We start from the raw sequence: 23,497 nt of genomic DNA, 5'->3' as shown, positions 1-23,497 counted from the left end.
GCCCGGAGTCGGGCGCCTGAGTTTTGTCCCCTCACCCGTAGCGCCCCACGGCCTGTGTGGAGGAAGAGCCAACGGTTACCGGGGCAAAGTCCATCCCCGGCAGCCCCGGCATCAGCGGCAACGGAACATCAAAGCTCACCAGCGCGGTCACGGTGGAACCCGGAGCCAGACACTCCGCAGAACAGGAGATGTCCAGCAGCATGCTTTCGGGCTCAAACCCAAAATCTTGAAAGGCCAGTTCAGCTGCCATCCGGGCCTGCTGTTCGCCGGCATCCGGCTCCCCGGCGTCGGCGTAGGCCTTTGCCGCGGATTCGGCCGCTCCGACGGCGGCAAAGGCGGCACCCTGTACCTGGCCCGCGGTGATGATGAGGTAGATGACCGGCACCAGCAGCACCAGGCCCAGAAAGATGAACTCCACCAGGGCGCTGCCGTTTTCCCCGTTGTCATCACCTTCGCCAGAATCATTCCCGGCGCTAACCGTTCGCAGCGGTGTCCTGTCCCCAGAAGGCATGTCCCCTCACCTCCAATCCGTTGCTCGGCCCGATGAAACCAATCACCGGAAGCGGTGCCCGGACCGTGATTTCCAGCATCCGAACGCCGCCGCTGGTTGTCTCCGCATAACTGATGTCCCCGGCCAGCGAGTCGGTCAGGGCTACCCGAATCAGCTCACCGGTGCGTTCTGCACCGTCTGCCGGAGTGCGGTCGGCCAGCGTCCCGTAGCGGGCCCCTGACGCAGCCGCATCAGTGAGGGTATTGCGGACATGGAAAACCAGTGCCAGCTGGACAATCGATATGAACAACAGGGTCAGCAGTGCGCCGACCATGACAAAATCCACCACTGCCGAGCCTGTCTCACCGCCTCCGGTCCGCGGCCGGCGGACATTCAGGGAGTGCTGACCCTGGCGATGGCGGAGTTGAACAAATCTGTGAGGGCCGGTTTGGCCAGCCCCAGGATAAGGGCCACCAGCGTGGCTGACATCAGGGTGATCATGACCCACCCGGGGACGTCGCCGCGTTCGCGGTCCCCACTTCTCACTGTCTGTTCGAAACGGACGAGCAGCGAGGTGCCGAGCAGGAGCAGGAGCCGTGGTGCGTGGATGGTGCGCATGGGATGTTCCTTTCATTGGGGGTCCTAGAGTCCAATCCCCAGCAGGGAAAGACCGGGGAAAATCGAGAAGAGTACGGTCAGCGGAAGGACGCCGAAAACCAGAGGGACCATCATGGCGATCTCCTTCTTTCCGGCGCTTTCCATCAGCTCGCGTTTAGCCAGGTCCCGCACGTCCTGGGACTGGGCGCGCATCACGTCGGCCAGCGGGGTGCCGCGTTCAATGGCAACCGTCAGCCCGTCCACAAAGCGCGAGAGAGGAGCGAGCCGAACGCGGTCCGCAAAGTGCTGCAGGGCGCCGGTCAGCGGCACCCCGGAACGGGTTTCCGCGAGGATGCGGGCAAACTCCCCCGCCAATTCCCCGTTGGCTGTGCGGGCAATGCGTTCCAGCGCCCCGTTGGCGCTTTCTCCCGCGCCGACGGCGAGCGCCATCATTTCCGCAAGGCTCGGGAACTCGGCAAGCATCCGTGTTTCCCGGTGCTGGATCTGGGAGGTGAGGCGGTAATCCCGGAGGGCAAAACCCAGGACCGCCCCCATGATGGTTCCGAGGACGACCCCTGTGGCCCCTGTCCGGTCCACGCTGGCCAGCCAGACGGAAATGATGCCTCCGGCCAGGAATCCGCCGCCCGTCCACAACACCTGCTCGGCCCTGAAGTCCAGCACACTCGTGCCCTGCCCGGACCGTTCCAGCCGGCGCTCCAAATCGCGTGTGACCGGATTGAACCTGTTCAGGCGGTGGACTGCCAGGTGCAGGGCCGGACGCAGGATGCGTTCCAGCGGGCCGAAGGGAGTGAGATCACCGGCCGGGATAGTCAGCAGCCGTGACCCCTGGCCCCCGGTGCGCAGCTGCGGGGCAATTCGTTCACTGAACGTCACAGGCCTCATCCAGGGCATCTGCAGGACCGCGAACCAGAGCGAGGCGCCCAGCGCGAGGCCGCCGAAGAGGGCCAGAACCCAAGGTGCACTCATCTCAGCACCCGCTCTTCTTCAGGAAGGGCACCGATGCGCAGCATGAGCCGGTAGCAGAGAACCGAAATGACGATCCCCGCAGCCAGCACGGCCGCCCCCGCTGCGGAATTGTAGGCGGCGATGGCTTCCGGCCGGCTGGCCAGGAGCATCAGCACGATCCACGGGGCGGCGACGGCCAACCGGGCAGCGTTGACGGTCCACGACTGGCGGGCCAGCAGCTCGCTCCGGGTCCTGGCGTTATCCCGCAGGAATTCGTTGAGCGTCCCGAGCAAACGGCCCAAATCCGAGCCGCCCACTTCACGGGTCAGGCGCAGTGCCTCAACGATCCGGTCGGCCACCGGATCCGCGAGGTTTGCCTTCAGCCTTGTCAGGGAATGGTCAAACTGCCCGCCGGAACGGTAATCCGCCGCGAAGTCGCGGAAAGGCTGCCTCAGCTCCTGAGGCCCGTTCTCCCCCAGCTGGATCAGTGCTTCAGGCAGGGACAGCCCGGCCCTGATGGCTGACCGCAGGTGGTCAACCGCATCCGGCCAGAGTTCTGCGCGGGAGCTGCGTTGTTTGCGGGCCTGCCAGCGGACCAGGAACAAGGGGACGCCGGAGCCGAAGAGCCCAAAGCAGACCGCAATGGGGATGCCGCCGGTTCCAGCGAGGACCAGCAGGGCCACCAACAGTCCAGAGGCGACGCTGCTTGCCACAACGGCACGGGGTGTCACACGCTGGATCCCCGCCTGCAGCAGTTCATCCTCGAGCCGGCTGCTGCGGTGCGGGCGGACAGATGGTGCCGGCATAACCCAGCAGGAACGCCACACCAGGAACAATCCCAGTCCCAGCAGAAGCCCGACGGCGGCACTCACGGGCGGGCTTCCAGCAGCTCGGCAACGTTAAACCCGGCACGGGCGAACTTTTCCGGTGCGGGCATAGACGCTGCAGTTACTTCGAGCCGCCCGTCGGTCCGCTGGAAAATAGACGACGCTTCTATCACTCCGTTTTCCACTCGGTTGCCCAGCGCCATGATTTCCATGACCTGGCGCTTGCCGGATGCGTTGCGGGCACAGTGGACAACGAGGTCGATGCAGGACGCGACGGTGGGCACCACGAAGGCGCTGGAGATGTTTTCCCCGGCCAGCAGGGGCAGGGTGCAGATTTTCGTGATGGCATCATGGGCACTGTTGGCGTGAACGCTGCACATCCCGGGGAGGCCTGAATTCAGCGCGATGAGCATGTCCAGGCTTTCCGCCTCCCGTACTTCACCAACAATGAGGCGGTCCGGCCGCATGCGCAGGGCCTCCTTGACCAGCCGCCGCAGCGGAATCTCTCCGACGCCTTCCAGATTCGATTGGCGGCACTGCAGTCCCACCACGTCCCGCAGCGGCAGTTGCAGCTCAAAAATCTCTTCCACTGTCACCACACGCTCGCGCGGACCAATGGAGGCCCCCAGGCAATTCAGCATGGTGGTCTTGCCTGCCTGCGTTGCACCGGAAACCAGGACATTCAGGCCGCTGGCAACGGCGGCGCCAAGGAACCTTGCCGCCTGCGGTGTCAGGGTTCCTAATTCCACCAGGTGCTCAAGCCTGCTGGCGCGGGCAATGAATTTGCGGATGTTGACCGCCCAGTGCCGCCGGGTGATATCCGGAATCACCACGTGCAGGCGCGAGCCGTCCGGCAGTGAAGCGTCGACAAACGGAGAGGACAGATCCAACCGCCGGCCGGAGCTCTTAAGCATCCGCTCCACCAGGTCCCGCACCTGATCAGCCGAGAGCGACAGGGAGGTCAGTTCGGAGCGGCCGTCGCGTGCCGCGTAGATTTCGGTGGGTGAATTGATCCAGACTTCCTCCACCGTGGGGTCATCGAGCAGCGGCTGCAGGGCGCCGAAGCCGGCCACGGCGTCAAAGACGCGGCGTCTGGCGGGCTCCAGCGCACCCAGCGGGGGCAGCGATCCCAGGAGGGAGCGCTCGTCGTAATCCGTGACGGCGTCCTCCACCAGACGCCGGACCTCGGCCAGCTGGCTCGCCGGATCCAAACCGCGCAGGCGGATCAGTTCCCGGACCTCATCCTCGACTATCGCAACGGCGTCCACTCGTTTCCCCCGGGCTAAGCACGGAAGAGGCTGCTGGTGAGCCTGGACCGCGAGACTAATGCGGCCCTTTTGCGGCCACGGCGGCCAGACTAGAAGCCGGACAGGGCGTTGGCTAGAGTAACTGTTGGTGCTGTGGATAACCGGGTAGCCGTACCCGCATAATCCGCAGGCCGCTCAGTAGTTGGCAGCGGCAGGCAGGCCGGCGTACTCCTCCAGCGTCGCGATGCCCTCCGCGTGCATTCCTTCGGCGATATCGCTCCCCACGTAGCGAAGGTGCCAGGGTTCATACGCGTAGCCGGTGACAGCCGAGGCTCCGTCCGGGTAACGCACAATGAACCCGAAGCGGTGGGCGTTGGCCGCGGCCCACGCCCCGGCGGCTGTGTCCTCGAAGCAACCCTGAAGGGAGCAGGCTCCGGCCGGATCCGCAATGTCCACGGCAAGGCCGGTCTGATGCTCGCTGTGCCCCGGACGCGCTGAGATGGTGTCTGCCGTTTGGGTCCCGTACTGCGCCGAATACGCTGCGTACAACGTTGCCTGGCTGCTGTAAGAGCGGTATCCGCTTATCGCGGTGAAGACCACGCCGTCTGCTGCCGCCGCCTCCTGCATCGAGGAATAGGCGGCAGCGGCTTCGGCGCGCAGCGGCTGCCCGTCCACTGTGTGTTGATTGCCGGGAACGTAGTCCGCGCTGAGCGGGCGTTGCTTATTAACCACGACGGCGGCCGAGGCCGGATCATCCACCGCACGGCTGACGGTGATGCCGTGGGCAGCCGACCAGGAAATGGAACCCTGCTCATAGTGCTGGGTGCAGGTTCGATGCCCGCACCGCGGAGCGTCCAGCGGGTAGCCCAGCGTCCCCGTCTCGAAACCTTCCTCCAGCCAGGCCGAGCGAATGGCGCCGAGCGACGGCTGTGCACCGGTCTCCGGTGACCAGACGATGGCCCCATACTGATAGTTTCGGTAACACCCGCCGTCGCGCAGCCCGCACGTCTCGCTTCCGGTGGGCTTCCCCAGTCCGCCGGAACTGCCGCCGAGACGTCCGTAGGCAACATCGATGGGCGAGGGGACCGAGGCTGCCGTAAGGCCCAGCGAGACCACGGCGCTGAGGAACAGCGGGATAACCTTGGAATGGCGCCGGCGCATAGGTCCTCCTGATTCCGTTGGCCTGGGGTGCCCTGCCACAGCATACGCTTGGGCAGTTGTGGCACACCCGGTGGTTGGTCCCGTGCAGGCGTTGAGTTTCCGAATACATGTCGCAGAGAACAGAACGCAGGTCCACGCAGGATGTCATTGAACCCCAGGCTGAGTAACCGGCTGACTACCCGACCCCGCCTGGCATCCTTCCTCTTGATGCTGGGCCTCACCCTCGGTGGCGCAACACTGGCCTACTTCCGGATCCCCGCCCGCGCAGCCAGGAGAGTATGGGCGGAGGACGGACCGTTGTTTCTTGCCGAGTACCTGGACCAGGGTCCCGGGCTTTTCACCCCCTATGCCGGATATCTCCATGTGCTGCCGCGCATCATCGTTGCTTCGGTGGTGCCGGTCTTCGGGCTGGAAGCGTATCCGGTGGCGGTCACGGTTGCCTGCTGTATTGTTCTTGGCCTCATTTCGGCACTGACGTTCTACTGTGCCTCGGCGCTGACCACCAGTGTGGCCGCCCGGCTTTGCTGGGCTTCCATCCCGGTGCTTGTTCCGGCGGGGGCCATCGAAACCATGGGCAACGTGGCCAACCTGCACTGGTACCTCCTCTGGCTGGCCCCGTGGGTGCTGATGAAATCTCCGCCCGTCCTGACCCAAAAGATCCTGCTCGGCACGGTTGCCCTGGTGATCGGATTGACTGAAATCCAAGCGGCGCTGTTCCTGCCGTTGATTTTCTTCCGGCTCAGGGACAGGAATCTCTGGTGGGCCAAGGCAGGACTTGCCGCCGGCGTAGCCTGCCAGTTGTACACCCTGTGGAGGTTTCCCCGCTTCCCCGGAGGCACCGGGGAAACCGGGGACCTGCTGTCCATCGTCTACGGATATTTCCTGAACTCAACCGCGGCCGTTTTCTACGGCAGTTCATCCGTGATCACCGACCAGATCCAGCGCTTCGGCGCCGCCCCCATTGTCCTCAGCGCGTTGCCCTTCGCAGCGGCCGCCGTCCTGGCGGCGGTGGCGGGAAGGCCGCTGCACCGCATGGCCGGGGCCGTCTGGCTGGTGTCATCCATGGCTGTCTGGACTGCAGCCGTAATGGTCAGCCCGGCAGCCTACTTCCACTACTCAACGTTTGAGTCGGCCCAGGACTGGGAGGAATTCTTCCTCAGCCGCTACAGCGCGGTTCCCTCGATGTTTCTCCTGGCACTGGTGCCGCTGCTGATCCCGGTCAGCGCGGATCGTCTTCCGTCCACCGGTCGGCTGGCACCATGGGTCAGAAGCCCGGGCTTTCGCGGCGGAGTGGCCGGCGCTTTTCTCATCCTGGTCACAATCCACTATTTTCCGCTCGAAACCCTGGGTTCCGCCGGCCCGGAATGGGCTCCTCAGATCCGGGAAGCACGCCAGGAGTGCGCAGCCGATCCGGAGCTGGAAACCGTTCGGATAACTCAGGCACCGGGAAATTGGTACACCACCATCGACTGCGCCGACCTGTAGCCCTTCCCGGGCTGCTTCCGCGCTTCAGACCGCCAGGGCGGGCCGGACGCGTCGCTTCAGCCGCATGGCCGGTCTCTCCACCCAGGTAAAGCTTGCCCATGCCAAGGGCACAACACAGGCGAAGGTGAGGAGGAGATAGACGGGGAGCGACAGATCCGGAAGTCCAACTTCAATCAGGTTCTGAACGGGCACACCGTAGATATAGATGCCGTAGGACAGGTCACGGGTGGCGCCGATCCGGTTCAGCGGCAGCACTGCCCCCAGGGCAAAGATCAGCAGCGCAAACGGAAGCGGAGCCAGAACTGTTGCTGTCCCGGTGGCTACAGAGACCAGCAGCACCGCGACGGCGACGGCGAGCGCAGGCAGGACACGGATTCTCCGGGCATGCAGGTAGAGCAGAGCTCCGCCGCTGAACGCCGCCATAAGCGGCGGCGCCAGAGTGAGCTCGCTGGCGGGGATCCAGCCAACATGTGCGGCAAGGGACAAGCAGGTGGAACCCGCAAAAAGCGTAACCAGAATGGCGGTGCTTCGGCTGCGCAGCGCAGCAAACCCGAGCAGTCCTACACCGATGTAGCACCCGGCTTCCCAGAAAAGGCTCCACAGTGCGCCGTTCCAGATCTCGCCCTCGGGAAGCGTGGTGCCGATGGTGGTCTGCGAGACGACGGGCGGATACAGGAAGAGATTCCGGACAACATAGGACAGCGAGTCGCCCAGCGTGAAACCTCCGGGCGAGCCAACGGCAACTGAGAGGGGAGCAAAAACAAAGGCCACCAGCAGCAGTGCCGCCAGGAACCCCGGATAGATGCGCAGGAAACGCGCCCGGAAAAACCGTGAGACAGGCTGTCCGTTCATCCTGCTGCGCGTAATCAGGTAACCGGAGATTCCAAAGAAGCCCAGAACGGACCATGCTCCCAGGGTCCGGGCCCCCAGTGCGGGTTCCTCCCCCAGATTTCCAATCACCCAGGAATGGGAGACCACCACCAGGGAGGCCAGCAGGAGTCGAAGAGCGTTCAGCGAGTTGCTCCGAGGATCAAACAACTCCCCCAGTGTCACCTGTGATCGCCGGCGAGCGGCTGGGGGCAGTTGGGCGGTACCGGGCATGGATAAACTTTCGGTTCAGTGTGGGAGCGCTCACGTGCAGGCCGTCCTCAGCATAATGCACGTTGTCTCCGCGGCCCGGCCGGTGCCCGGCGTCCTTCCCGGATCAACCTCAGCTGTTAGTCGGCGGCAACCGCTGGTTCCCGATGTTCCTTCCGGCCGCTTGCAAGGGCCGGCGCGAACAGTTGCCGGTACACCAGGACCGCCCCTACAAGGAGCACGAGGAAGTAGGCCACAGTCAGAAGCTGCCAGGTGAACGGCGGCTGCCACGCCGGATGGAACATCTCGTTCCAGCGGACAGTGTCCTGAATGCCCACCGTGTAGCGGCGCAGGGTATAGACAAAGGCGAAACCGTGGGCCGCAACTGCTCCTCCCAGCAGCCATTTGGCAGCACCGCGGGCCCACGGCGAAGAGGGGAAGGAATGGAACCGGAAGGCAACCCCGCATGCCAGCAGGAGCATGACCACCAGGGCCAGCAGGTACCGGCCCTGCCAAATCCAGCCGAGGCTCTGGATGACCTGGGCCTGCATGACGGGCGGGACCACCAGCACGGCAACCACCAAAAGATAAACACCGAACCGGCCGCGGACCGGACGTGCGCTGAGCCCGGTCAAAAGGACCGCACCCATCAGCAGGTGCCAGAACATGTACACACCGGCGGGCAGCGGCGTATCCAGCCACCCCATGACGCCCACATACCCGGAGACGTAGTCGAAAGTGCGGTCAAACATGATGGCGGCTGCGGTATCCGGCGCCAAATCCACGGGGTCCCCCAGCAGGCTCTTGAAACTGTCCGCAATCACCAGCCAGGCGAGGCTGAAAGCGCAGGAGAGTCCAAGCAGGACAATCATCGCCTGGCTGAGCCGGTCACGGAGTATCGGCAGCAGGGGGCGGAAGCCGTAGGCCAGGACGACGGCGGCGGCCGCCAGCGCCAGCCAGAGCAGGGACACCGGCCGGGTGTTGGCCAGCGCCGCCCCGGAGACGGCAACCATGATGATGTTTATTTTGACGTCCGACAGCGTCCTGTATTTTTCGAAGGCCACACAGGTGTTCATGAAGAAGGCTGCAGCGGCCGCGATCTCAAGGGCGTTGGGGTTAATCGATGCGTTCAGGAACAGAACCATCGGAGTGATGGCTACATATCCGGCTGCCAGCGGCCATTTAGGCTTCCCCAGCCGACCTGCCGCCTGAAGCGCAGAGGCAAGGAACGCAACGCCGATCAGCCCGCTGAGGATTCGCATCCCGTAGATCGCCGGTGCGCCGCTGAGCAGCAGCGTTGGAAGCCCCACGAACAGGTAATAGACGGGATTGTAATTTCCTGCGCTGGTCTCTGCCTGCCGCAGCTGGGTATCCCCCGCATCCACACCGGGAGCACAGGCAGCGGGCGCGGCGGCATCATGCGCGTAGCATTCCTGCGCCCGAAGGTCAGCAATGTAGCCGGGAACCGTCACCACGGACTGTTCGCTCTGCTGTCCCGAGGAGTTCCCCAGCAGCTGCCCCTGAGCCACCGAAGCAGCCCGGATTGCGTGGGCCGATTCGTCCGGAACAGACATGAGAGGGGAAGCAAATGACCATAAAACGGTCAATAATCCCAAGACCGCAAAGACCAGGGTGAAGGACACCGCCGAGCGTCGGAAAATGGCCGGAGGGGACAATCTGCGCATGGGCCGGTGGGCTCCTGATCTATCGCGGGGAGGGCTGGTGCCGCGGTATTGACCGCAACGCATCAGCCAGTCTACCGATCCGCAGGATGCCGGCCGCAGGGAAATGCTCCGGGAATGCGGCGGGGAAGACCAGGGAAGGCCGGGGAAGGCCAGCGGGATACAGGGAATGCGACGCGGACGCGGTCAGGCAGTCCCTGCGGCGGGATCCGGCGCCGCGGTCTTTGCCGTGAAGACCCAGTATTTGTAAGCGAAAAAGTTCCAGATGGTCATGGCAGCCGTCGAGATGACTTTCCCCAGCATGTAGCTGCTGCCCAGCGCCTCAAAACCGCTCACAATAAAGCTGGCCGCAACAGTATTGAAAGCAACCAGCGCCATGTACTTCAGGAAACTGGTTCCCTTTACCGACGTCCCGGAAAAGGTAAAGGACCGCTGCAGCAGATAATTCGCGGCGAGGCTGGTAAGGAAGGCAATGGGCGTAGCAAGCCACAAGTGAACGCCAAATACTTCATGCAGGAGCAGCAGCAGAAGGAAATCAACGGCGAAGGAGAGCCCTCCCACCAAAAGATATTTGCCTGCCGGTCCCAGAACCAATTCCCGCAGCGCACCTGCGCGCGACGGCTTCCGGGGCGAACCGATATTCTTGCCACGCGACATAAAAGGCTTCCGGCTCCTGGTGGTCCTAATGGGAGACCCCGCAAGGTCGGCTACGATAATAGCACCCTGGGAACATTCGCCGGGGTGTGCGTTCCCTGCCTGCACCGCTGCAAACACCACCGCGGCTGTCCAGATTCTGTCTGAGGAAGCCATCGGCATGTCAGCGGGGCAGCCCTGGCTGCCCGCGGACTATCCGGCGGGGGACGGGGGGCCGGGTCCTCGAAGGCCCTTGACTAGGAATAGGACTAAAGACTTTTATGCTCGTGCCGGAACGCTCCGACGTCCTCGTGATTATGCCCGCTTGGAATGAGGGGGAAACCGTGGGGAACACCGTCCGGGAGGTGTTGGCCCAGCGCAAGGGATATGACGTCCTTGTGGTCGACGACGGCTCCACCGACAGTACGGGCCGGTTGGCCAGCGAAGCCGGTGCCACGGTACTGCGGCTTCCCTTTAACCTGGGCGTTGGCGGAGCAATGCGCGCGGGTTTCAAATATGCGCGCAGCCGCGGCTACCAGGCGGTCATCCAGGTCGATTCAGACGGACAACATGATCCCCGGGATATTGAACGGGTGCTCAGCGGGCTGTCAGGCGCCGATATTTCCATCGGTGCCCGCTTCGCCGAAGAGGGAGACGGATACAAGGTTGCCGGACCGCGGAAGTGGGCCATGGCAGTGCTCGCCGGCGTCATTTCGCATTTGGCCAAAACGCGGCTCACCGACGTTACCTCGGGGTTCCGGGCCGGGAATGTCAAGGCAATCAGCCAATACATAGACCACTATCCCGCCGAGTATCTGGGAGACACCATCGACTCCCTGATCGTAGCCATCCGCTCCGGTTGTACGGTCACCCAGGTTCCGGTCACGATGCGGGTCCGGCAGGGCGGGGTCCCCAGCCACAACCCGGCCAAGTCTGCCCTCTATCTGCTCCGCTCGGTTTTTGCCCTGCTGCTTGCGCTTACCCGCCGCAAGTCACAGGTTTCTCTAGATAAGGCATAACAATGGCTGTCCTCGCTGCGTTCGTGTTCTCCCTGCTCATCGTCGTCCTGGTACTGGTGCTGCTGCGCCGCAAGAAGCTGCGCGAGAAATACGCCGTGCTGTGGCTGCTGGTGGGAGGCGGATCGCTGGTTCTTGCCGGCTGGCCGAGTCTGCTGGCCCTGCTGGCCGGATGGCTGGGCGTTGAGGTGCCCTCCAACCTTCTCTTTGCCATGAGCATTGTGCTGCTCATGGGTGTTGCCCTGCACCTCTCGTGGGAGCTGTCCGTCGTGGAGGAGGAAACCCGCGTTCTCGCCGAAGAAGTGGCCATCCTGGAAACGTCCCTGGCCCAGCTGCGTGCCGAAGTGCAGTCGCTGTCCCCGGCAAAGTCACCGGGCCAACCCGATTCACCGGTGCACCGCTCCGGTGAGCCGCCGCGGGACACCCCCTCCCCCAACAGCCGCTGACACCACGGAAGAAGGGCCCGGATCCGCAGACCCGGGCCCTTCTTTTCTGTACTGTGCTGTTGGGTTGGGCCGGCAGCCGGCACCCTGCTACTTCTTCAGCAGGTCCATCAGGTACTGGCCGTAGCCGCTCTTAATCAAAGGCTCGGCACGCCGGCGCAGTTCATCGTCGGTGATGTTGCCCAGCCGCCAGGAGATTTCCTCGGGGCAGCCGATGGACAGGCCCTGGCGCTTCTGGACCGTGCGGATGAAGTCCGAGGCCTCGTTCAGGGAATCGAACGTGCCCGTGTCCAGCCACGCCGTTCCGCGCGGCAGGATCTCCACCTGCAGCTTGCCCTTCTCCAGATAGATCCGGTTCACATCAGTGATTTCCAGCTCGCCGCGGGGCGAAGGCTCCAGATTGCGGGCAATCTCCACAACGTCATTGTCATAGAAATACAGGCCCGGAACCGCATAGTGGCTCTTGGGCGCTGCAGGCTTTTCCTCCAGCGAAATGGCACGCCCGGACTGGTCGAACTCCACCACGCCGTATGCGCTGGGATCGGCAACCCAGTAACCGAACACGGCACCGCCGTCGATATCCGAGAACCGGCGCAGCTGGGTGCCCATCCCCTGGCCGTAGAAGATGTTGTCGCCCAGGACCAGGGCCACCGGCCCGTTGCCGATGTGCTCCGCGCCCAGGACAAAGGCCTGCGCCAGTCCGTCGGGGGAAGGCTGCTGCTTGTAGGTGATGCTGATGCCAAACTGGCTGCCGTCCCCGAGCAGACGCTCAAACTGGTCCGCGTCGTGGGGGGTGGTGATGATCAGGATGTCCTTGATGCCCGCCAGGATGAGGGTGGACAAAGGGTAGTAGATCATTGGCTTGTCATAGACGGGAACCAGCTGCTTGCTGACCCCGAGAGTGATCGGGTGCAGTCTGGACCCCGTGCCGCCTGCCAATATGATTCCGCGCATGCACCTCATCATCCCGGCTCGGTGGTGCCACGGCAAATCCGGTAACGTTGGTCTACATGCAGAAACTCCTGGTGACCGGCGGCGCCGGCTTTATTGGCTCCAACTTTGTTCACTACGCCCTTGAGCGCACTGACTATTCCATCACCGTGCTGGACAAACTCACCTATGCGGGCAACCGCGAATCGCTGGCGGGCCTGCCCGAAGACCGCTTCACGCTGGTGGAGGGCGATATCTGCGACGCCGCCCTGGTGGACCGGCTGGTCGCGGAGACCGACGTCGTGGTCCACTACGCAGCGGAATCCCACAACGACAATTCCCTGCATGACCCGCGCCCGTTCCTGGACACCAACATCATCGGCACCTACACGCTGATCGAAGCGGCCCGCAAGCACGGCACCCGCTTCCACCACATCTCCACCGACGAGGTCTACGGCGATCTGAAACTGGATGACCCGGCACGGTTCACCGAGTCCACCCCGTACAACCCGTCCAGCCCGTATTCCTCCACCAAGGCCGGTTCGGACCTTTTGGTGCGTGCCTGGGTGCGGTCCTTCGGCCTGCAGGCCACCATCAGCAACTGCTCCAACAACTACGGCCCGTACCAGCACGTGGAAAAGTTCATTCCCCGCCAGATCACCAACGTGATCGACGGCGTGCGGCCCAAGCTCTACGGCGCCGGCGAGAACGTGCGGGACTGGATCCATGCCAACGACCACTCCTCGGCCGTGCTGCGCATCATTGAAAAGGGCGAGATCGGCCAGACCTATCTGATCGGTGCCGACGGGGAGAAAAACAACAAGGAAGTTGTTGAACTGATCCTCAAGCACATGGGCCAGCCCGCGGACGCCTACGACCAGGTCATTGACCGGCCCGGGCATGACATGCGCTACGCCATTGACTCCACCCGGCTGCGCACCGAACTGGGCTGGGAGCCGGAGTTCTCCAACTTCGACCAGGGCATCGAGGACACCATTGCCTGGTACCGGGCGAACGAGGCCTGGTGGCGGCCGCAGAAGGACCGCACGGAAGCCAAGTACAAGGAACAGGGCCAGTAACCCCATGGCCCCGGAATTCTCCAAGCCCCTTGCTGCCCGCCCGACGCCCATCCCCGGCGTCGTGCTTTATGACCTTCCCGTCCACGGCGACAACCGCGGCTGGTTCAAGGAGAACTGGCAGCGCGAGAAGATGCTCGCCCTGGGCCTGCCGGACTTTGGTCCGGTGCAGAACAACATTTCCTTCAATGAGAGCGCCGGTACCACCCGCGGCATCCATGCGGAGCCGTGGGACAAATACATTTCGGTGGCCACCGGCCGCATCTTCGGTGCCTGGGTGGACCTGCGCGAAGGCCCGTCCTTCGGTGCCGTGTTCACGGCCGAGCTGGACCCCAGCCAGGCCATCTTCATTCCCCGCGGCGTGGGTAACGCCTTCCAGACCCTGGAAGACAACACCGCGTACACGTATCTGGTCAATGACCATTGGAGCGCCGACGCGCAGGGACAGTACACGTTCCTGAACCTGGCCGACGAGACCGCGGCCATTGACTGGCCGATTCCCCTGGACCGGGCCGAGCTCTCGGACAAGGACAAGGCCCACCCGCGGCTGGCCGACGTGGTGCCGATGGCACCGAAGAAAACCCTCGTCCTGGGTGCCGACGGCCAGCTGGGCAGGGCGCTGCGCGCCGCGTACGACGGCGAAGCGAACGTGGAGTTCGCCACCCGCGCGGATCTGGACCTGACCGACCCCGCAGCTCTGGCCGGACGGAACTGGAAGAACTACTCCACGATCATCAACGCCGCCGCCTATACGGCAGTGGACGACGCCGAGTCCCCCGCCGGCAGGGCCGCCGCTTGGGCCATCAATGTCAGCGCAGTGGCCAACCTGGCCCGCACCGCCGCCGAACACCGGATCACCCTGGTCCACATCTCCTCGGACTACGTCTTTGACGGCACCGCCGCCGAGCATCCCGAGGATGAACCCTTCTCGCCGCTGGGCGTCTACGGGCAGACCAAGGCCGCCGGCGATGCGGTGGCTGCCGTGGTTCCGGCCCATTACATCGTGCGCACCTCCTGGGTCATCGGTGAGGGCAACAACTTTGTCCGGACCATGGCGTCGCTGGCCGAACGGGGCGTGAAGCCCGCCGTGGTGGATGACCAGATCGGCCGGCTAACCTTCACCGAAGACATCGCTGCGGGCATCCGGCATCTGCTGGAATCCCGGGCTCCCTACGGAACGTACAACCTGACCAACGACGGCGAACCCGCCTCATGGGCGGACATAGCGCGCCGGGTCTACGAACTCTCCGGACGCCCCGCGGACGCTGTCACCGGCGTCAGCACGGAGCAGTATTTTGCCGGCAAGGCCGCGGCCCCGCGGCCGCTGAACAGCATGTTGCCGCTGGATAAGATCAAAGCCACGGGCTTCACCCCGGCCAACGCCGCGGACCGGCTTGCCGCCTATTTGGCGGGCTCCGCCGCTGCCGGCAAAAGTTCCGCCGCACGCGGTATGGGATAATGGCACAGTGAGCACCACATGGATTGTTATCCCGATGTACAACGAAGCGACAGTTGTCGGCTCTGTCATTCAGGACCTTCGGCGGGTGTTCCCCAACATTGTTTGTGTCGACGACGGCAGCCGTGACGGCTCCCAGGCGGTGGCCCGCGCGGCCGGAGCAGTGGTGGTGCAGCACCCCATAAACCTGGGCCAGGGCGCCGCGCTGCAGACCGGCATGGAGTACGCCCTCCAGGATCCCAACATGACCAGCATTGTCACGTTCGACGCGGACGGACAGCACCGGGTAGTTGATGCCGTTGACATGGTTGCCCGCATCAACTCGGGCGAGGCGGACGCCGTCCTGGGGTCAAGATTCCTGGATGACCGGACCAAGCTGTCGCCGCAGAAGCGCCTTGTCCTGAAGACAGCTGCCATACAGTCCCGGATGGCAACCGGCATGAACCTGACGGATGCCCACAACGGGTTGAGGGCCCTTAACCGCGACGTCGTCTCGAAGCTTCACCTGACGCAGAACCGGATGGCCCATGCCTCCGAGCTGGTCAACCAGCTGGCAACCATCCGGCCCCGCTGGGTGGAACACCCGGTGGAGATTATCTACACCGACTACTCCAAGTCCAAGGGCCAGTCGCTGCTCAATTCCGTGAACATTTTGGCCGAACTCTTCCTTAGGTGACCTAATTGCTACTCATCGTCCAGATTGCGCTCGTTCTCGCCGTCATCCTGGTTTCCCTGGTCCTGATGCGCGGCGGCGTAAACGCCAAGCATCTGGCGGTACGCCGCATCATGCTGATGATCTTCGCCGTGGCGGCCGCACTGTCCATCTTCTTCCCGGATGTGCTGACCCGGTTTGCGGGATTCCTCGGGATCGGACGCGGTACCGACCTGGTGCTGTACGCGACCATCGTCAGCTTTTTCGTGTTCATGGCTACGACGTACCAGCGTTTCCGCAACATGGAAACATCCATCACCTCGCTGTCCCGACGGATTGCCCTGGATGAAGCGCCCAAGCCGTGGCTGGCCAAGCACGCCCCGGATGACCAGAACACCGACGATCTCCAGCAGTAGTCTTCCCCCGCCTCTTACGCGTTGACACGACGCCGGACAAGGGCGGATACGAAAAAGTGGAGCGGACCCTGACGGGTCCGCTCCACTTTTTTTCGTTCGCTGTAAAGGACTAGCCGACCACGTGCTTTGCCAGCTTCGGGATGTAGCCAAACTTGCCGCCGGCGGCGGAACGCGCAATCAAAGCCGCAGCGTTGAGGCGTGAGGTGGCGTGCAGGCGCGCCGCGCGGGCTGCCCGGGTCCAGCCGATCTGCTCAAAGCGGGTGGCCTCGCCCTCGAAGAAGCGGCGCTCCTCGTCAAAGCGCCGGCCGTCGAAGGCCCGGACGGAGGAATCCGAGCCGGAATGGCGGCGGTAAAGGAACGCCAGCTCCGGGGTCAGCACCAGGGAACCGCTGGCAGCAGCGATGTCCAGCAACAGCGCGAGGTCCTGGACGACGTCGAATTCTGTCCGGAAACCGATTCGCTTGATCGTCTCGGACTTCCAGGCGATGGACGGGAAATAATGCCATCCCGCCCGCAGCAGGCTCGTCGCCAGGTCTTCTCCGCCCAGGATGCGCCGCTCGTTGCCCCGGGGAAGGGCAGCCCGCTTCACCCGGTCACCCAGCGGGGCCGTGACCCGGCTCAGTTCGTCAATGACCTGGACACCCGGCTGGACGGCGTCTGCCTGCGGGAACTGGTCAAAGGACTCCACCACGGCGGTGAGGTAGTTGGGGAGCATGATGTCATCCGCTCCCATCATGACCGCAATGGGCGCCTCAATCAGGTCAACAGCCTTGCGGTAGTTGCCGTTGGCTCCCAGGTTCTTTTCATTGCGCTGGTAACTGACGCGGGGGTCCTCGATTTCCGCGAACCAGCGGGCAGGTTCCGGATCGGGGTAGCCGTCGTCGATGACAACCAGGCGCCAGTCCTGGTGCTGCTGGCCCATAACGCTTCGGGCGGCTTGCTTCATCAGTTCCACGTCCCCGTAGTACGGGAACATAACATCTACGGCAGTCACGGGTTGCTTCTTTCACTTCTTTGCGACGGCAGGCATAGCCGACGGACGGCGCCGCAATCAGTGGGCGACCAGAGGGAGGGGATCAACCTCCACTATAGGGAGGGCATGCCGCTAAGTCGAAACAGGCCAGCCGGTATGCTGGATCCGGCACTCCAGCCCATACCAAAGACCCACCAGGATAAGAATGAACACCAGCGTCCACCCTTCCTCCCCCAGCCGCGGCCAGGTCAGTGTCTGCATGGCCAGCTACAACGGGTCCGCACATATAGCGGAGCAGATCGCGTCAATCCTGCCGCAGCTGCAGGCCGGAGACGAGCTGGTGATCGTTGACGACGCGTCCACGGATGACACCGTTGACACAGTTGAAGCCATTGGTGATCCGCGTATCCGGCTCATCCGCTCCGCCGTGAACCGGGGCTACGTGAAGACCTTCGAAGCAGCCCTGACCGCGAGCACCGGCGAGTTTGTTTTCCTTTCGGACCAGGACGATGTGTGGCTTCCCGGCCGCGTCGATGCCATGGTTGCGGCGCTTGGGCAGGCCGACGTGGTTGCCAGCAACTTCGGTTACTTCGGGCAGGCTCCGCGCCGGATTGAGTCGATCCGGCTGCGCAGTTCGGACAGTTCCCGGCGGTGGGCCAATCTGCTGGCGCTGTGGATCGGCGTGCGCCCCTACTACGGCTGCGCCATGGCGTTCCGGGGCTCCGCCCGGAACCTGATCCTGCCGTTCCCCGCGTTCCTGGTGGAGACCCATGACCAGTGGATTGCCCTCGCGGGCAACCTCAAGGGATCCATGGTGCATTTGGAGCAGAACACACTGAACCGCCGTCTGCATGAGAACAACACCACACCCAAAAAGGCCCGCAGCCTATCGCAGATCCTGCGGGCGAGGATCATGCTGGCGCGGGCCTTCTTTGTGGCTTTGAAGCGGATTCAGCGCGGAAAATCGGCTGCCGCAGGGTCCTAGGCGGTTTACTTCTTTCGGGGCGTCACAAGCTTGGCGTCGCGGGCGCTGATCCGGCCCATCCTGCCGGTCAACGCATCACGGATGCCAAGCACAATGGCGGCAACCTGACGGGCACGGTGCGGCCCGTACACCACGCGCACGCCGTAGAACACCACCTCAAGACCGATCCGGCGCAGGACCCACACCGGCTGTTTGGTCAGGTAGCGCTTGTACATCACCAGACCGTTGCGGGTGATGTAGTAGACGCGGAAGGGCGCATGGGAGTGGACAAAGCGTTTCTGTCCGCCCACCGTGACGTGCCAGGTGCCCAGACGCATGGGCCGGGCCTCTCCCACAGCGTGCGTGATGTTGCATCCGGGCGCCACAATGGCCTTGAGCCCGAGGTCCCGGATGCGGGCAGTGAACTCGGAGTCCACGCAGTCGATGAACAGGTCCTCCTCCAGCAGCCCGGCGGTATCGAAGACGGCAGCCGGAATCAGGGTGCCCGACTGCATCGGATCGAAGGCCTCCGGATGCTCAACGCCGGCCTTCTGCACCATGACCGGCAGCTGGTTGTGGCACTCGGCGCAGACCATGCCCACAGGCACGCCCTGTGCCGTCGCCTTATCGAAGGCGTCCAGTGCCAGGGCAACGTAGCCCGGGTCAAGCTCGGAATCCTGGTCCAGGGTCAGATAGAAGTCCGGCGAGGACTCGGCCGCATAACGGATGCCTGCGTTGAGGGCGGCAGCAATTCCGCTGTTCTCCCCCTGTTTGAGGACGACGGCGCCCGCGGCTTCCAGCGCCTCGTAGACGGCGGGGTCTGCGGCGGGGGACCCGTCATCAACAACAATGACGCGTTCCACCTGGGCAGCGAGCCGCTGAACCTTTTCAACCAGGTCCGAGGGCGGATTGAAGGCGGAAATCACCGCGGCGACGCGATGGGAATGGGTCATGCTGTACACCTTTGATTGGAACGGGTCGAAGCTGATCGGCGGAAAGTCCGCACGGGCTGCGCTGTTTATGCGCTGTTATTTGCCCAGCTGCACGGTGCCGGACAGCAGCTGGCCGGGCCAGATGGTCCGCGGGGTGCGTGCGAGCCCCTCATACAGTCCCTTGGCAGCGCAGCGCAGCCACAGGGAGCGGTCCTGCGCCTGCACGCCCTGACGCAGCGCGAGGACGGCCATTCCCGCGCCCCAGCGGACCGGGTTCTGCAGCAGGGTCCGGGGAGACGGGTCCAGGCGCCGGAGCCACAGATTGTTGCGCAGGTAGTAGAACAGCCGTCCGGCCATGTCCGCCTGGTTCTGCTTTTCCGGATGGAGGATGCGGCTGTCCGGAAGGACCATCCCGTATGCGCCGCGGTTCAGCCGCCGCGTGTATTCGGCGTCATCAAACCAAATGAAGAAGTCGGCGTAGGGCAGCGGCATCCCGGCGGCGGCCTTGAGGTCGATCAGGACGCCTACAAAACTGGCACTGTTCACGGCAATGCCGCCGAGCGAATGTGCCTTCAACTGCCGTGCCGGATCAGCGGAAAGATCGGGCAGGTGTCCGTTGTTCGGCTCCCCCTGGGGGTTGACCACCAGCGAGGTAACGAATCCGGGGCGTTCGGGCGCATTTTCCATCGCCTCCGCCAGCGGCCGCAGGCTGCCGGGGAGCGGCTCGGCGTCGTCGTCCATAAGCCAGGCCGCATCATGTCCGGCGGCGATCGCACGCTCAATCCCCCAGGCGAAGCCTCCGGCACCGCCGAGATTGGCGCCCGTCTCATACACCGTGACGTCGGGGAACTCGCTGCGCACCATGGCAACACTGCCGTCAGTGGAACCGTTGTCAACGAGCATGATCTCGTCCGGCTTCCGGTCCTGGGACTCAAGTGCCGAAAGACACTTGCGGAGCAGGTCCATGCGGTTATACGAGACAACAACTGCTGCTACAGACAAAGAGTTCCCATCTTCGGAGGATGCCCCCGCCAGGCGCCGGAAGGCATACTGGGAGCGGGCTGCGCTACCACGATGATATCAACCCGAACATGGCGCTAAGTTAGAATCTTGGACGGGACCAGGCACCGGAATGTATCCGCCGCTTACCGTCGCCCCTGTTACGGAGGACATCTTTTTGGGCCAGCGCACGATTCTGCCGCACCTCCGCCGGTTGGGGGCCTTCGGCGCTTCCGTGGTGATCACCACCGTGGTGGGAGTCCTGGCCATCCCAGTGGTCATCGCCAACGCCGGGAACGAGACCTGGGGTTTCATAGCTCTCGGCCAATCGGCGGCCCTGCTCTTTGGCGTGGTGGTCTCCTTCGGCTGGGGCACCACCGGACCGGCCATGGTTGCCGGTATGCCGGCCGAAAGACGGCCGCAGATGTACATGGATTCGCTCGTGAGCCGCTTGTACCTGTTCTGTGCGGCGGCGCCGGTGGCTGCCCTGGTGGTATGGCTGATTGCCCGTGATGACAAGCCGGTGGCAGTGCTCGCCTGCATGGCCTACCTGCTGCCCTTCCTCGGCGCGTCCTGGTTTTTTGTGGGCGATGCCCGTCCCGGCCGGCTGCTGCTTTTTGACACGCTTCCCGTCACCCTGGGAACGGCGTTTGGGCTGATCGGGCTGATCGTGACCGGCAACGTTTACGTCTATCTGTCGATCCAGCTGGCTATGAACCTTGCCGCGGTTGTGGCCAGCGGACTGCTGATCCGGACGCGCTCAGCTGCAGTCCCTTCCTTTGACTTCAATGCCCGCCGGGCGGCCCGCCGGCTTCAGGGCCAGCGGCACGCCGTCGTCACAGCCGCCACCTCCAGCCTGTACGTCAACACGCCGGTGTTGGTGGTGGGCGCCGTCCTGCCGGGCTCTTTGCCGCTGTATGTGATGGCGGAAAGGTTCTTCAAGTACGGGCTGACTGCGGTGGGACCGGTGGTACAGGTTCTGCAGGGATCCATCGCGAACCCGGATAAGACCCTCGAGAATGCCCGCGTTCTCCTGGCCGCCAAGCTGGCCCCGCTCGGCGCTGCGCTGTGCGCGGTGGTGATGGCACTGTGCATCCCCTGGGCCAGCAGCCTGCTCTCACAAGGCAAAATCGAGGTGGGCTTTGACCTCAGCGTGCCCATGGGAGTGGTTTTCGGCGCCGTCGCAGTCTCGCAGGTTGTGGGACTCGCCTGCCTGATTCCCATCGGGCAAGGAAGGGCCCTGGCTGCCTCCACCGTGCTGGGTGCAGCCATCGGCATTCCGCTCATACTCACGGGAGCCCTGACGGTGGGAGTTTCCGCCGTTGCTTGGGCGGTGGCGGTTTCGGAGCTGGCAGTTGCCGTCTACCAGCTCCGGGTTGTCTTCAGCCACTTCCGGCGGGCTGCCAGGAGCACCAAGGCCGTAGCTTCCTAAGCGCGGCCGCCGGACAAGCCCCCGGCGGATTGCTCCGGCCCTAGCCGCAGGCCGTGATCCGGTAGAGCTTCGCGTCGCCCTCGCTGTCGACCAGCTCCACCACGCCGCTGGATTCAAGGTCTTCCAGGCCCGGGTAGGGGTGGGTGCGGCCATGGACTTCCTGGTCGCCGAAGTCCAGGACGTAGTCAACCTGCTCTGCTTCGACGGCGGGGCATACCTCAGGATCCGTCAGGGCATTGCGCAGGTTCGTGTAGATTTCGACTTCCTCGGGAACCAGAGCGGCGATTGTGTGAAGCTGCATCGGCTCAAAGCCGGCAAGGGCGTAGACCAATGAACTCCCGGTCCACGGGTTTCCAACCAGCCGGGCACCTTCCTCAACCTCGTCGTCCAGCCGTTGCATCAGCTCATACTCATCCCGTGACACAAGGGGGGATTCCTCGCTGAGGCGGTAATTGCCCGCGGCGGACCGTGCCTCGGCGCGCAGGTTTTCCGACTGCGTGGCAGCGGTGGCTACGAGCATCAGCACCGCCACGGCAGCAGCAGTGGTGCCGCGCATCATGTCCGCACGCGCCCCGCGGGCCGCCATCCGCTCCATGGCGGGGCGCCACAGCGCCTTGTTCAGGCCTTCAATGATGAGCGTGCCGCCCAGGGCCGCCACGGGGAGGATCACCACCGGCAAGAGCGCGGCCAGCCGGTTCGTGTCCGTGTACCACCCGCCGGTGATGAGGTCGCGGAAATCCCCGTCCGGCGCACCGGTGGCCACGACATAGAGGAATCCGCCGACGGCGTAGATCCCCGCGGTCCACCAGGGAGCCCGGCGAAGAATCAACGCGGCGAATCCACACAGCGTGAGGACGAAGACGCCCCAGGAAACTGCAGTCTGCAGCGGGGCACTGGCCAGAACTTCACCCATGGCCTGTGCCTGAGTCTGGTACGGCAGCCAAATCAGGGTGTCGTCCTCCGGCCGGACTGCGTTCCACAGCATGACCACGCCCACGGCGTACAGCACGAAGACCAGAATATAGAGCCAGGCCCGCCCGGCCCGCGCGCGGGAGTACTCGATTCCGACCCGGCGGATGACAGCGGCCAGGACCAGGGGAACCGAAAAGGCGGTAACGGCCAGGAAGGCGCTCGGATGCCCCAGGCCCAGGCCGGGAAGCAGGGCGAGCAGAAGAAGCCAGGCGAGGGGAAGGGGCATCCTGCGCCGGGCCAGTCCAAGGACGCTGAGCAGGACCCCCAGCACGGCCGGAATCAGGCTGACTCCGAGGAAGTTGGGGTAGAGGACTCCGAAGTTCACCAGCAGCAGCGGGAATGCGCCGAATGCACCGGACAGGACTCCGGCGATCAATGTGGGCACGGCTTTCCGGCCGGCGATCTGCTGGACCAGGAAGATGCAGCCAAGCGGCCACACCAGCGCGCCGATCACGAGGTTAACGGAGTTGACGCTGACCGGGATGGGCGAGGAAGCGAGGGAATTGACGAGGGACACAATGCCGTGCCAGCCCGCGGGATAAAAACCGATGCCGGTCATCCCGCCAAGGCTGAACGACGACGCGGAGCCGGTCTCCGCGATATAGCGGATCGCGTTGAGATGGAAGATGTTGTCGAAAGTCTGCGAGATATTCTCGGGTGCACCAAAGGCAAAGAGCAGGCGGCGCCCAATCAGGGCTGCAGCGCCCACCACGGCAACAGCCTCCACCAGGTGGATTGCCGGATCGGTTGCCGCCGTCTTGCTGCCCCGGTCATGCCGCCTGCTCCACCAAAGCCGCAGTACCGCCGCCACCGCCGTGGCCAGCACCGTGAGCAGGACAACCGGAACCAGGGACCAGCCCACACCTGCCACATCGGCCACTACCGCCGCCACCGAGATCAGCGAGACGGACAGGACCGGTGATATGGCCAGGGCCGCCAGCCACCGGAGCCGGAATCCGGCGAAGGCCAGCAGCGCTCCCGGCGCCATGATGACGCCTATTGCGGTGAGTATCTGTGGCGTGACGGAAATCCAGGTCACGGTGTTCCTTCCGGTGCTGTGGTCCACACCGC

General features: G+C 64.2%; 24 protein-coding genes. 9 read left to right on the top strand and 15 right to left on the bottom strand.

Features of this window, described 5'->3' with window-relative positions:
• Positions 1 to 31 precede the first annotated feature (31 nt).
• From ACIQXM_RS11675 to ACIQXM_RS11645, 7 genes are all read right to left on the bottom strand, one after another.
• Positions 32 to 511, bottom strand: a complete 480-nt coding sequence (locus ACIQXM_RS11675) for a hypothetical protein (protein WP_400931584.1) — start codon at positions 509 to 511, stop codon at positions 32 to 34.
• Positions 474 to 887, bottom strand: a complete 414-nt coding sequence (locus tag ACIQXM_RS11670) for a TadE/TadG family type IV pilus assembly protein (RefSeq protein WP_400931907.1) — start codon at positions 885 to 887, stop codon at positions 474 to 476. The genes ACIQXM_RS11675 and ACIQXM_RS11670 overlap by 38 nt, the downstream gene beginning before the upstream one ends.
• Positions 884 to 1,108, bottom strand: coding sequence for a hypothetical protein (locus tag ACIQXM_RS11665; protein WP_400931582.1), 225 nt, complete (start codon positions 1,106 to 1,108; stop codon positions 884 to 886). Before ACIQXM_RS11665 ends, ACIQXM_RS11670 begins: the two co-directional genes overlap by 4 nt.
• 24 nt (positions 1,109 to 1,132) lie before the next feature.
• Complete coding sequence (locus tag ACIQXM_RS11660; protein ID WP_400931580.1) at positions 1,133 to 2,074, bottom strand: type II secretion system F family protein; 942 nt, start codon at positions 2,072 to 2,074, stop codon at positions 1,133 to 1,135.
• A complete protein-coding gene (locus tag ACIQXM_RS11655) occupies positions 2,071 to 2,925 on the bottom strand; it encodes a type II secretion system F family protein (RefSeq protein ID WP_400931579.1) in 855 nt (284 codons plus the stop codon). Before ACIQXM_RS11655 ends, ACIQXM_RS11660 begins: the two co-directional genes overlap by 4 nt.
• Positions 2,922 to 4,148 carry a CpaF family protein gene (locus tag ACIQXM_RS11650; protein ID WP_400931577.1) on the bottom strand — a complete coding sequence of 409 codons (1,227 nt, stop codon included), beginning with the start codon at positions 4,146 to 4,148 and terminating at the stop codon, positions 2,922 to 2,924. The genes ACIQXM_RS11655 and ACIQXM_RS11650 overlap by 4 nt, the downstream gene beginning before the upstream one ends.
• 174 nt (positions 4,149 to 4,322) lie before the next feature.
• On the bottom strand, positions 4,323 to 5,288 hold the full coding sequence (locus tag ACIQXM_RS11645; protein ID WP_400931575.1) for a D-alanyl-D-alanine carboxypeptidase family protein: 966 nt from the start codon (positions 5,286 to 5,288) through the stop codon (positions 4,323 to 4,325).
• Positions 5,289 to 5,435: 147 nt separating this feature from the next.
• On the opposite strand from ACIQXM_RS11645, the gene ACIQXM_RS11640 reads away from it, so the two are divergent.
• Positions 5,436 to 6,773 carry a hypothetical protein gene (locus ACIQXM_RS11640; RefSeq protein ID WP_400931573.1) on the top strand — a complete coding sequence of 446 codons (1,338 nt, stop codon included), beginning with the start codon at positions 5,436 to 5,438 and terminating at the stop codon, positions 6,771 to 6,773.
• Positions 6,774 to 6,797: 24 nt separating this feature from the next.
• On the opposite strand, the gene ACIQXM_RS11635 is transcribed toward ACIQXM_RS11640, so the two are convergent.
• From ACIQXM_RS11635 to ACIQXM_RS11625, 3 genes are all read right to left on the bottom strand, one after another.
• Positions 6,798 to 7,811 carry an acyltransferase family protein gene (locus ACIQXM_RS11635; protein WP_400931571.1) on the bottom strand — a complete coding sequence of 338 codons (1,014 nt, stop codon included), beginning with the start codon at positions 7,809 to 7,811 and terminating at the stop codon, positions 6,798 to 6,800.
• Between the two features lie 179 nt (positions 7,812 to 7,990).
• Positions 7,991 to 9,535, bottom strand: coding sequence for a DUF2142 domain-containing protein (locus tag ACIQXM_RS11630; protein ID WP_400931569.1), 1,545 nt, complete (start codon positions 9,533 to 9,535; stop codon positions 7,991 to 7,993).
• Between the two features lie 183 nt (positions 9,536 to 9,718).
• Positions 9,719 to 10,189, bottom strand: coding sequence for a GtrA family protein (locus ACIQXM_RS11625; protein ID WP_400931567.1), 471 nt, complete (start codon positions 10,187 to 10,189; stop codon positions 9,719 to 9,721).
• A 257-nt stretch (positions 10,190 to 10,446) separates the two neighbouring features.
• On the opposite strand from ACIQXM_RS11625, the gene ACIQXM_RS11620 reads away from it, so the two are divergent.
• Together ACIQXM_RS11620 and ACIQXM_RS11615 are read left to right on the top strand one after the other, a co-directional pair.
• Positions 10,447 to 11,184, top strand: a complete 738-nt coding sequence (locus ACIQXM_RS11620; protein ID WP_400931565.1) for a glycosyltransferase family 2 protein — start codon at positions 10,447 to 10,449, stop codon at positions 11,182 to 11,184.
• Between the two features lie 2 nt (positions 11,185 to 11,186).
• Positions 11,187 to 11,627, top strand: coding sequence for a DUF2304 domain-containing protein (locus ACIQXM_RS11615; RefSeq protein ID WP_400931563.1), 441 nt, complete (start codon positions 11,187 to 11,189; stop codon positions 11,625 to 11,627).
• Between the two features lie 87 nt (positions 11,628 to 11,714).
• Here the strand turns inward: ACIQXM_RS11615 and rfbA are convergent, their stop codons facing one another.
• Positions 11,715 to 12,578, bottom strand: a complete 864-nt coding sequence (gene rfbA / locus ACIQXM_RS11610) for a glucose-1-phosphate thymidylyltransferase RfbA (protein ID WP_400931561.1) — start codon at positions 12,576 to 12,578, stop codon at positions 11,715 to 11,717.
• A 56-nt stretch (positions 12,579 to 12,634) separates the two neighbouring features.
• On the opposite strand from rfbA, the gene rfbB reads away from it, so the two are divergent.
• The 4 genes from rfbB to ACIQXM_RS11590 are packed head-to-tail and all read left to right on the top strand — an operon-like array spanning position 12,635 to position 16,154.
• Positions 12,635 to 13,633, top strand: a complete 999-nt coding sequence (rfbB, locus tag ACIQXM_RS11605) for a dTDP-glucose 4,6-dehydratase (RefSeq protein WP_400931559.1) — start codon at positions 12,635 to 12,637, stop codon at positions 13,631 to 13,633.
• Between the two features lie 4 nt (positions 13,634 to 13,637).
• Entirely contained in the window at positions 13,638 to 15,089 is a 1,452-nt protein-coding gene (locus tag ACIQXM_RS11600; protein ID WP_400931557.1) for a sugar nucleotide-binding protein, read from the top strand.
• Between the two features lie 7 nt (positions 15,090 to 15,096).
• Complete coding sequence (locus ACIQXM_RS11595; protein WP_400931555.1) at positions 15,097 to 15,762, top strand: glycosyltransferase family 2 protein; 666 nt, start codon at positions 15,097 to 15,099, stop codon at positions 15,760 to 15,762.
• Between the two features lie 5 nt (positions 15,763 to 15,767).
• A complete protein-coding gene (locus tag ACIQXM_RS11590; protein WP_400931554.1) occupies positions 15,768 to 16,154 on the top strand; it encodes a DUF2304 domain-containing protein in 387 nt (128 codons plus the stop codon).
• A gap of 109 nt (positions 16,155 to 16,263) precedes the next feature.
• On the opposite strand, the gene ACIQXM_RS11585 is transcribed toward ACIQXM_RS11590, so the two are convergent.
• Positions 16,264 to 17,148 carry a glycosyltransferase family 2 protein gene (locus ACIQXM_RS11585; RefSeq protein WP_400931552.1) on the bottom strand — a complete coding sequence of 295 codons (885 nt, stop codon included), beginning with the start codon at positions 17,146 to 17,148 and terminating at the stop codon, positions 16,264 to 16,266.
• A gap of 184 nt (positions 17,149 to 17,332) precedes the next feature.
• On the opposite strand from ACIQXM_RS11585, the gene ACIQXM_RS11580 reads away from it, so the two are divergent.
• A complete protein-coding gene (locus ACIQXM_RS11580) occupies positions 17,333 to 18,112 on the top strand; it encodes a glycosyltransferase (protein WP_400931550.1) in 780 nt (259 codons plus the stop codon).
• Positions 18,113 to 18,117: 5 nt separating this feature from the next.
• Here ACIQXM_RS11580 and ACIQXM_RS11575 read toward each other — a convergent pair whose 3' ends face one another.
• Both ACIQXM_RS11575 and ACIQXM_RS11570 read right to left on the bottom strand, forming a co-directional pair.
• Positions 18,118 to 19,044, bottom strand: coding sequence for a glycosyltransferase (locus tag ACIQXM_RS11575; RefSeq protein WP_400931548.1), 927 nt, complete (start codon positions 19,042 to 19,044; stop codon positions 18,118 to 18,120).
• A gap of 75 nt (positions 19,045 to 19,119) precedes the next feature.
• Positions 19,120 to 20,025, bottom strand: coding sequence for a glycosyltransferase family 2 protein (locus ACIQXM_RS11570; RefSeq protein ID WP_400931546.1), 906 nt, complete (start codon positions 20,023 to 20,025; stop codon positions 19,120 to 19,122).
• A gap of 175 nt (positions 20,026 to 20,200) precedes the next feature.
• Here ACIQXM_RS11570 and ACIQXM_RS11565 point away from each other — a divergent pair, with 175 nt between their 5' ends.
• On the top strand, positions 20,201 to 21,454 hold the full coding sequence (locus tag ACIQXM_RS11565; protein ID WP_400931544.1) for a hypothetical protein: 1,254 nt from the start codon (positions 20,201 to 20,203) through the stop codon (positions 21,452 to 21,454).
• Between the two features lie 40 nt (positions 21,455 to 21,494).
• Here the strand turns inward: ACIQXM_RS11565 and ACIQXM_RS11560 are convergent, their stop codons facing one another.
• Positions 21,495 to 23,465 carry a DUF6541 family protein gene (locus ACIQXM_RS11560; RefSeq protein ID WP_400931542.1) on the bottom strand — a complete coding sequence of 657 codons (1,971 nt, stop codon included), beginning with the start codon at positions 23,463 to 23,465 and terminating at the stop codon, positions 21,495 to 21,497.
• Between the last annotated feature and the right edge of the window lie 32 nt (positions 23,466 to 23,497).

Origin of the sequence: Arthrobacter sp. NPDC097144 (assembly GCF_044762205.1) — a bacterium.
Taxonomy (GTDB): Bacteria; Actinomycetota; Actinomycetes; order Actinomycetales; family Micrococcaceae; genus Arthrobacter_B.
Note: the sequence above shows the minus strand (reverse complement) of the source record. Positions and strands in the feature narration are given on the sequence as shown.

Bases quoted from the DNA above. Each gene is read 5' to 3' on its own strand.
- ACIQXM_RS11675 (WP_400931584.1), bottom strand. From the start codon at position 511: ATGCCTTCTGGGGACAGGACACCGCTGCGAACGGTTAGCGCCGGGAAT.
- ACIQXM_RS11665 (WP_400931582.1), bottom strand. From the start codon at position 1,108: ATGCGCACCATCCACGCACCACGGCTCCTGCTCCTGCTCGGCACCTCG.
- ACIQXM_RS11660 (WP_400931580.1), bottom strand. From the start codon at position 2,074: ATGAGTGCACCTTGGGTTCTGGCCCTCTTCGGCGGCCTCGCGCTGGGC.
- ACIQXM_RS11645 (WP_400931575.1), bottom strand. From the start codon at position 5,288: ATGCGCCGGCGCCATTCCAAGGTTATCCCGCTGTTCCTCAGCGCCGTG.
- ACIQXM_RS11630 (WP_400931569.1), bottom strand. From the start codon at position 9,535: ATGCGCAGATTGTCCCCTCCGGCCATTTTCCGACGCTCGGCGGTGTCC.
- ACIQXM_RS11625 (WP_400931567.1), bottom strand. From the start codon at position 10,189: ATGTCGCGTGGCAAGAATATCGGTTCGCCCCGGAAGCCGTCGCGCGCA.
- ACIQXM_RS11620 (WP_400931565.1), top strand. From the start codon at position 10,447: ATGCTCGTGCCGGAACGCTCCGACGTCCTCGTGATTATGCCCGCTTGG.
- ACIQXM_RS11615 (WP_400931563.1), top strand. From the start codon at position 11,187: ATGGCTGTCCTCGCTGCGTTCGTGTTCTCCCTGCTCATCGTCGTCCTG.
- rfbA (WP_400931561.1), bottom strand. From the start codon at position 12,578: ATGCGCGGAATCATATTGGCAGGCGGCACGGGGTCCAGACTGCACCCG.
- rfbB (WP_400931559.1), top strand. From the start codon at position 12,635: ATGCAGAAACTCCTGGTGACCGGCGGCGCCGGCTTTATTGGCTCCAAC.
- ACIQXM_RS11600 (WP_400931557.1), top strand. From the start codon at position 13,638: ATGGCCCCGGAATTCTCCAAGCCCCTTGCTGCCCGCCCGACGCCCATC.
- ACIQXM_RS11580 (WP_400931550.1), top strand. From the start codon at position 17,333: ATGAACACCAGCGTCCACCCTTCCTCCCCCAGCCGCGGCCAGGTCAGT.
- ACIQXM_RS11575 (WP_400931548.1), bottom strand. From the start codon at position 19,044: ATGACCCATTCCCATCGCGTCGCCGCGGTGATTTCCGCCTTCAATCCG.